Source organism: Gordonia sp. ALPHA1B1 (assembly GCF_005502615.1).
In the GTDB taxonomy this organism is placed as follows: Bacteria; Actinomycetota; Actinomycetes; order Mycobacteriales; family Mycobacteriaceae; genus Gordonia; species Gordonia hongkongensis.
Genome location: NZ_SCOC01000075.1, coordinates 1 through 6,775, shown reverse-complemented (window position 1 = coordinate 6,775; position 6,775 = coordinate 1). Strand labels below are relative to the sequence as shown.

Below are 6,775 nucleotides of genomic sequence, written 5' to 3'. Positions count from 1 at the left end.
ACGCCGCCTCGCCCGCGTCGTCTACAACCACCTCACCACCGACCACCACGCCCGCACCCGCAAAGCCGACAACCCAACACCCGCCGCCGCTTGACATAGGAGCTATGAGCCGGGCCGGAGCGAAGCGACGCCCCGAGTCGAAGCCACCCCCGCATCCGCGACGCCCGCGCCCCCACCGCTGGTTGAGCCGGGCCGGAGCGAAGCGACGCCCCGAGTCGAAGCCACTTCCGGACCCGGCAACGGCGGGTACATCGACACCACCTCGACCTCAGCCGAATTGGAATGCCGAGAGGCGTCGATAACGATCTCCTCCGCCGACGCCGCGGCCGACGTGCAGGCGAATCCGTACTTGGCACGGACACGCGCGCTGGCCTCGTCGAGCGCGGTGGTGGCCCGCGACCGGAAGTCGTCGACGCGGTACGTACCCGGCGCGAGGTGGTCGTGCAGTACGAGGCTGGGGGAGTAGTACTGGCGGAGCAGGCCGTCGGGCCAGCGCACCTGGACGGTCATCTCAGGCATGGGCGAGGTCCCGCCATGCGAAGGCCGCCGAGGTGTCGGTATCGGTGTCGGCCTCGACGAGCATCCCGTACACCTCAGGCCGACGGTCCCTCAGATGGAACATGCCGGCCCGCATGGCGGTGAAGCTCTCCGCGATGTCCACCTCGGCGACGGCCAGGCCGCTCCCGAGAAGTGTTGTGTCGAGGATGTTCCCACCGGGATCGACGATCTTGGCATTGCCGACGTAGCGCAGCGACCCGAAGGTACCGCTCTGATTGGCCGCGACCCAGAACACCTGATTCTCCAGCGCACGGGCGGTGTCGAAGAGGTTGAACCGGTAGGTCCAGCGGTCTTCTTGCAGGTTCTCCGCCGTCGCGGTGCGGGCCGCCGGCCAGGCGGACAGGCTGGCGATGATCTCGGCTCCCTTGAGCGCCATGATCCGGGCAGCCTCGGGAAACGCCTTGTCGTAACAGATCTGGAGGCCGATCCGGCCGACGGGCGTGTCGAAGACGTCGTAGCCGGTGCCCGACGAGTACGACATGTTCTCGCCGAGCGGCTGATGCACCTTGCGGTAGCTGCCGTAGATGGTGTTGCCGTCGAGGACGGCGGCAGCGTTGTAGCGGGTCTCGCCGTCCTCGCCGAGTTCACAGAACCCGATCGCCACCACTAGATCTCCAACGATGGACTGCACCCGAGCGATCTCGGGACCGTCGAGGGAGATCGCCGGCGGCAACGATCGGGCGCTGTTCTTCTGGGTGTCGCCGTGGTTGCCCAGGGACGACAGGTATCCGCCGATCGCCGCCTCCGGGAACACCAGGAAGTCGACGCCCCGCGTCCGTGCTTCGGCGACGTACTGTTCGATCGTCGCGTAGTTCTGCTCGAGATCGCGGGTGAAGTTCGCCGCGACGGTTCCGATGGTGGTCATGTGATTCCCAAAGTTGGTGATATTCCGCTGGTTGAGCAGGCGAGGAGCGTAGCGACGAGCCGTGTCGAAACCACTCCCGCCCAACATTTCTGGACCGAGCTCAGACCATGTAGGTCGAGTTGATGATCGCGCCCTTGCGTGCGTAGTGGATGAGTGCGTCCTGGACGTCGAGCGGGTGTGCCGGGATGACGCCTTCGATCAGGTCCTCTTCACGTCCGCCGTGTAGCGCGAGACCGAAGCGGCAGCAGAACACGGTGCCGCCTTCGGAGATGAAGGTCTCGAGCGAGTTGTTGATGTTCTGCTCGCCCGGGAATCCGGAGTCGCCCGTCGTCGGGAAGCCGCGTGTGGCAAGGCAATTGATGGCACCAGGTCCGTAGAAGTACATTGCCGACTCGAAACCCTTGCGGAGCGCGCGAGTGGCCTGCAGGACGGCGACGAACGACACCGACGACTCGTGGGCGATGCCGTGCACGAGCGTGAAGTACGACTCACCGTTCTCGGCCTGGTAGTCCGGGAAGATCTTGGTTCCGCCATAGATGTTGGAGCCCTTGGGAAGTGAGGGGTGTGGGATCTCCGCCAACGACGCGGCGATGTTCTCGGTGATGGTTTCGTCGAAAGAAGGCACAAGAACTCCTGGGATGGCGAGACGAGACAGTGTCTGTGAGTGATCGGCCGCATGGCGGCTCGACGTGCGGGGGTGGATCGGGCATCATTGCCCAGAGTGGTTCGACCGGAGATCCGGTCTCATCGAGTAGCTATTGCTTGCTACGACACTTAGTTCACTCGCCATCGATTACCGAATGGTTTCCGGCGGAATAAAGAAAACCCGGATTCGCGTAACACGACCCTGGTCGGTCGACCGACTGGACCAGGCGTGCCCGACACATGAAAAATCCGACGAACCGGTCGGGTCGGGGGTCTGACCGGTTCGTCGGACGAGACCCAGTGTATCCCTCGCCCCTGACGACGGTCCATCGAGGTATCCGCAATTCTGTGACCTGTCGGATTGCAGATACTTCAGCGTGCTCGCTGCCTGAGGAGCGAAGCGACCCCCATTGATCCCTGGCGAGGCCCGGAGCTTGCGGAGGGCCATGCACCCCCTGCTCCCTGAGGAGGCCCGGAGCTTGCGGAGGGCCGTCACGAAGGGTCTCCCCAACCCACCCACCACACCTCTGCGCGCCACACTCGCCATCGCCCGCGACACGTAGCAACCTTGTCCTCATGCTCACCGCGGTTCTGTACGGCCTCGCGACTGCCATCCCGATCGCGGTCGGTGCTGCGATCGGTCTGCGCTGGGACTTGCCGAATCCGATCCTGGCGACGCTGATGGCGTTCGGCGCGGGCACGATGATCGCGGCGGTCTCGACCGAACTCTTCGAGCCCGCCTTCACGCAGGCCGGCACCGGCGTCGCAGCCGTCGCGCTGTTCTCCGGGACCGCGGTCTATGTCGTCGCCGACCGACTCGTCGAGACCAAGCTCGGATCCACGGCGATTGGTCCCGCACTGATGATCGGCGTCTTCCTCGACGGCGTACCGGAGAACACCGCGCTCGGTGTCTCGCTGACTGCGGGTGGCTCGCTCGTGCTGGTGGTGGCGATCGCGGTTGGCAACGTCCCGGAAGCGGTGAGCGGCGCGTCGTTGATGCGCCGCGAGCACGACGCCTCGGGCCGCTCGGCGCTCGCGATGTGGACGTTCACCGCCGTCGTCCTCGTTGCCGTCACAGTCGGCGGTTACGCGATGGCCGACGCCATCCCGACGACCGTGATCAGCGTCGTCCAGGCCTTCGCCGGCGGCGCGACGCTTGGCGTGCTCGCCAACTCGTTGATGCCGGAGGCCTACCGTGAGGGTGGCTGGTGGGTCGGCCTTGCGACCGCGGCGGGTTTCCTGCTCGCGTTCGTCCTTGGGTGAGTGAGCGTCACCAACGAACTGAGCGACGCTCTTCGCCCTGATCCGAAAGTCCGCAAACCGCTGCTCCCTAGTTGGAAAGAACGGCGAGATCGACGGTCCGGTCGGGCAACCGGCAGACTTCAACTCGACCGATGGACTTCGATCGAAGTCCAGGAGTCGAGTTGAAGTCTGTTGGTCACGAACGGGGTAGTGCGCGCGAGACAGGCGCGCTGTCTGAGCTCGATTCGCGCGTGCTGGTATAGCTTCCCCGGCTGGAAGATGAGGCGGTCCCAAAGCAGGTGCGGCCCGTAGCCTCGAGGCAGGTCCTTCGTCGTCCACGATGGCCGGCAGGCCGCAAGTACTGAGGTGCGAGGGGGCGCAAGCCGCCGAGCCGAGCAAGCGACGGAGGAGCGCGTAGAGGTCGACGAGGCACAAAGGGCGCAACACCACCCCTCAGTGCGTCTGCGCAGCCTCCGGGTCTCCTTCGACATGCCCATCTGCCAACTCCGACAACGCCCGGAACACGCGTTTCGACGCCTCGGCCCACGGCATGAGGATGGGGAAGACGTGGAACATGCCGGGTTCTTCGATGGCGTGGGTGGTCACGTCCGACGCCTCGAGCCGTGCCGCGAAGTCGCGTATGCCGTCGCGGAACATCTCGCTGCCGCCCCAGCACACGAACGTCGGCGGGAACCATGACGGATCGGGTTCACCGTTGATCGGTGACACCCGCGCGTCATTCGGCTGGACGCCATGCAGGTAAGGCGTGACCGGGATACTCCAGGGGAGGATGTCGTAGGGCGCGTTGTCGGTGATCGACGGATGGTCGAGGTCGAGGTCGATCTCGGGGGAGAACAGCGCAAGGGCGCCCGGCCGCGGCAGGTCGTGGTCGCGAAGATAGGTGACCAGCGACGCCGCAAGCCCACCGCCACCGGAGTCGCCGGCGACGATGATGTGCTCCGGGTCGACGCCACGTCCCAGGAGTCCGCGATAAACATCGGCGGCGTCGTGAACGCCTGCGGGAAACGGAAATTCGGGCGCCATCCGGTAGTCGGCAATGAAGACCTCGTGGCCGGAGATCCGCACGAGCGACGACGCGAACGCCGAGTACATCATCGGCGAGGTGCCGATGTATCCGCCGCCGTGCAGGTACACCACCGTCGCGCCGATCTCCTCCTTCTCCTCACCGTCCTCGACGTAAGCGTCGGAGCTGGCCTTGGATCGGCACCACAGCCCGGGTACGCCGCCGACGATGTCGTCGGTGAGTTCGACGCCGTCGGTCAGCTCGACGAAGGGCGGCATCACGACGCGGCACACGTCGTCGAGGATCTTCTCCATCGATCGGAACTCCTCGATCGGCAGTCCCATCGAGTAGCCCATGAACGCGCGGATGGTCTGGCGGGTGACAGACTGGCCGAGGTTGTCGAGCAGCCCGGACGGGCCCGACCACGGCTTGCGGAACGGCACCCGCGCGAGGCCGTTGATCATGCTCTGCGCGAGTCCGACGACGGTCAGCGCGGTCACCGGCGCCGACGCGGTCTGGACCTCCGGACGATCAGCCATCACCATGCCGCTCAGGGTAACGAGAGTGCCGACGCCCGGCTGGACACGCGACCCACCGGGTGGGGCGGCGGCCACCAGGCGTGGCAGACTACCCGGGTCCTCTAGTCCCCGAGATCCCCGTGAGGCGGCGATGGAGTTCTCAGCCTTCCCGGCTCCGGTCGAGGCCCCCGGCGCATCGAGCGGCGCCGAGTCCATGCAGGTCACGCTGGCCGACGCGTGGGAATCGAACCGCTCGATCCAGAAGTCGGCGGTGGGACGACTCTTCGCGGCAACCAACTCGGCTCTCTACGTCACCTTGATGGAACGTCACCTCGACTACGGCGCCAAACTGTCGGAGACCGAGCTGACGGTGCGCCTGGACCGCGACCTCGCCGACCTCGACCTCACCGACCAGGCCACCGGCCTCGAACTGGTCAAACTGTGGGCTCGGCAGGGCTGGCTGCACCGCGTCACCGACACCAGCGACCCACACGCCCCCAACCTCTGCCATCTGACCAGCGAGGCGCGGTCGGTCCTGGACTTCATGCGACGTCAACGCCGTGAGGATTCGATCGCCACCGGCGGATCCATCACCGGTATCGCCGCCGAGCTTCGACGCGTGGCCGGTCAGGTCAGCAACGACCCCGACCAGATCCGTTCGGAGATCGAGGCGCAGATGTCCGACCTCGACGCCGAACTCGCCGACCTCGACGCCGGCCGACGGCCCCCGGTCGACCTGCGAGTCGCCGAGGACGCCGCCCGCACCATCGGCTACCAGATGGAGCAGATCATCTCCGACATCGGTCAGTACGGCACGATGCTCGACCGCATCACCACCGCGCTGCTCGACGACCCCGGCGACTCCGACCTCGCCTACCGCGACCGCCAGCGCCAGCTCTTCGACGACTACGAGGCGCTCCTCGACTCGCCGCAGTCCGCGTCGTACCAGGCGTTCTCGCACCTGATACAGGATCCGGAGCGTCGCGCGCGCCTGAAGTCCGACATCGAGACGATCATCGCCAGCTTCCCGGGCATGGATGCGGGCCTGCGGTCGGTGATGGACAACTTCTTCGGCCTCGTGACCCAGCAGATGGCGGAGGTCGGGCGCACCCGGCAGCGGTGTGCACGCCGTATCCGACGCTTCGTCGCGTCCGGCACGCTCGAGCAGAGCCGCGGTCTGGCCCGCCAGCTCAACGACGCCCTGGCCACCGCCAACGAACTGCTCAAGACGTCGCTTGCGGACCGTCGCATCGGCTACGAGCTACCCCTGGCCGCGCCGACGGTGAACTCCATCGGACGCCTCGCCTTCGAGATCCGCGAACACGTCCCGCCCGCACCCGCACTCCCGGCGACCCTCGACGCCGACCTCACCTCGTTCGCCTCCTTGTCCGGTCAGGTCGACACCACCGAACTGACCGACACCGTCAATGCCGCGGTCGCCACCGGACCCGTCGCCCTCACCGACGTCATCGAGGGACTCGAAGAGCCATACCTAGCGCACGTCATCGTCCTGTGGTCGTGGGCCTCGAAACAGCAAACGGCAGGGGAGAAGGTACCGATGACCACCGTCCGCTTCCGGTCCCTCATCGGCGACGACCACGCCATCGAAGTTCCCGACCTGACCTTCACCGAACCGATTCCGACTGCGGAGGTCGACGCCGAATGACATCTTTGCCCCCTGAGGCCGACCAACTGCTCCCTGAGGTGCGAGCGCAGCGAGCCACGAAGGGCGACCCTGAGGTGCGCGCGGACGACCCTCTGCTCCCTGAGGTGCGAGCCGACGACCCCCTGCTCCCTGAGGTGCGAGCGCAGCGAGAGGGTCCTATAGCTTGTCAAGTGCTCCGAGGTCAGTGGTGAGGTCGCGGAACACTTCGCGGGCGATGTAGCGCTTGAGGCAGCGGAGGATGTCTTTCTTCGTTTTGT

General features: G+C 66.2%; 6 protein-coding genes. 2 read left to right on the top strand and 4 right to left on the bottom strand.

What is annotated here, in order from left to right; all coding sequences use genetic code 11:
* Positions 1-102: 102 nt before the first annotated feature.
* The 3 genes from FFS52_RS23300 to FFS52_RS23290 all read right to left on the bottom strand — a co-directional run bounded on the left by FFS52_RS23300 (position 103) and on the right by FFS52_RS23290 (position 2,048).
* A complete protein-coding gene (locus FFS52_RS23300; RefSeq protein WP_137811063.1) occupies positions 103-519 on the bottom strand; it encodes an MSMEG_0570 family nitrogen starvation response protein in 417 nt (138 codons plus the stop codon).
* Positions 512-1,423 carry a carbon-nitrogen hydrolase family protein gene (locus tag FFS52_RS23295; RefSeq protein WP_137811062.1) on the bottom strand — a complete coding sequence of 304 codons (912 nt, stop codon included), beginning with the start codon at positions 1,421-1,423 and terminating at the stop codon, positions 512-514. The genes FFS52_RS23300 and FFS52_RS23295 overlap by 8 nt, the downstream gene beginning before the upstream one ends.
* A gap of 100 nt (positions 1,424-1,523) precedes the next feature.
* Positions 1,524-2,048, bottom strand: coding sequence for an MSMEG_0572/Sll0783 family nitrogen starvation response protein (locus FFS52_RS23290; protein ID WP_004019804.1), 525 nt, complete (start codon positions 2,046-2,048; stop codon positions 1,524-1,526).
* Between the two features lie 596 nt (positions 2,049-2,644).
* Here FFS52_RS23290 and FFS52_RS23280 point away from each other — a divergent pair.
* Positions 2,645-3,331, top strand: a complete 687-nt coding sequence (locus FFS52_RS23280) for a ZIP family metal transporter (RefSeq protein ID WP_137811061.1) — start codon at positions 2,645-2,647, stop codon at positions 3,329-3,331.
* Positions 3,332-3,763: 432 nt separating this feature from the next.
* Here the strand turns inward: FFS52_RS23280 and FFS52_RS23275 are convergent, their stop codons facing one another.
* Positions 3,764-4,879, bottom strand: a complete 1,116-nt coding sequence (locus FFS52_RS23275) for an alpha/beta hydrolase (protein WP_137811060.1) — start codon at positions 4,877-4,879, stop codon at positions 3,764-3,766.
* Between the two features lie 124 nt (positions 4,880-5,003).
* Here FFS52_RS23275 and FFS52_RS23270 point away from each other — a divergent pair, with 124 nt between their 5' ends.
* A complete protein-coding gene (locus FFS52_RS23270; RefSeq protein WP_137811059.1) occupies positions 5,004-6,518 on the top strand; it encodes a DUF3375 domain-containing protein in 1,515 nt (504 codons plus the stop codon).
* Positions 6,519-6,775: the final 257 nt, after the last annotated feature.

Coding starts and splice junctions, on each gene's coding strand:
- FFS52_RS23300 (WP_137811063.1), bottom strand. CDS start 519: ATGCCTGAGATGACCGTCCAGGTGCGCTGGCCCGACGGCCTGCTCCGC.
- FFS52_RS23295 (WP_137811062.1), bottom strand. CDS start 1,423: ATGACCACCATCGGAACCGTCGCGGCGAACTTCACCCGCGATCTCGAG.
- FFS52_RS23280 (WP_137811061.1), top strand. CDS start 2,645: ATGCTCACCGCGGTTCTGTACGGCCTCGCGACTGCCATCCCGATCGCG.
- FFS52_RS23275 (WP_137811060.1), bottom strand. CDS start 4,879: ATGGTGATGGCTGATCGTCCGGAGGTCCAGACCGCGTCGGCGCCGGTG.
- FFS52_RS23270 (WP_137811059.1), top strand. CDS start 5,004: ATGGAGTTCTCAGCCTTCCCGGCTCCGGTCGAGGCCCCCGGCGCATCG.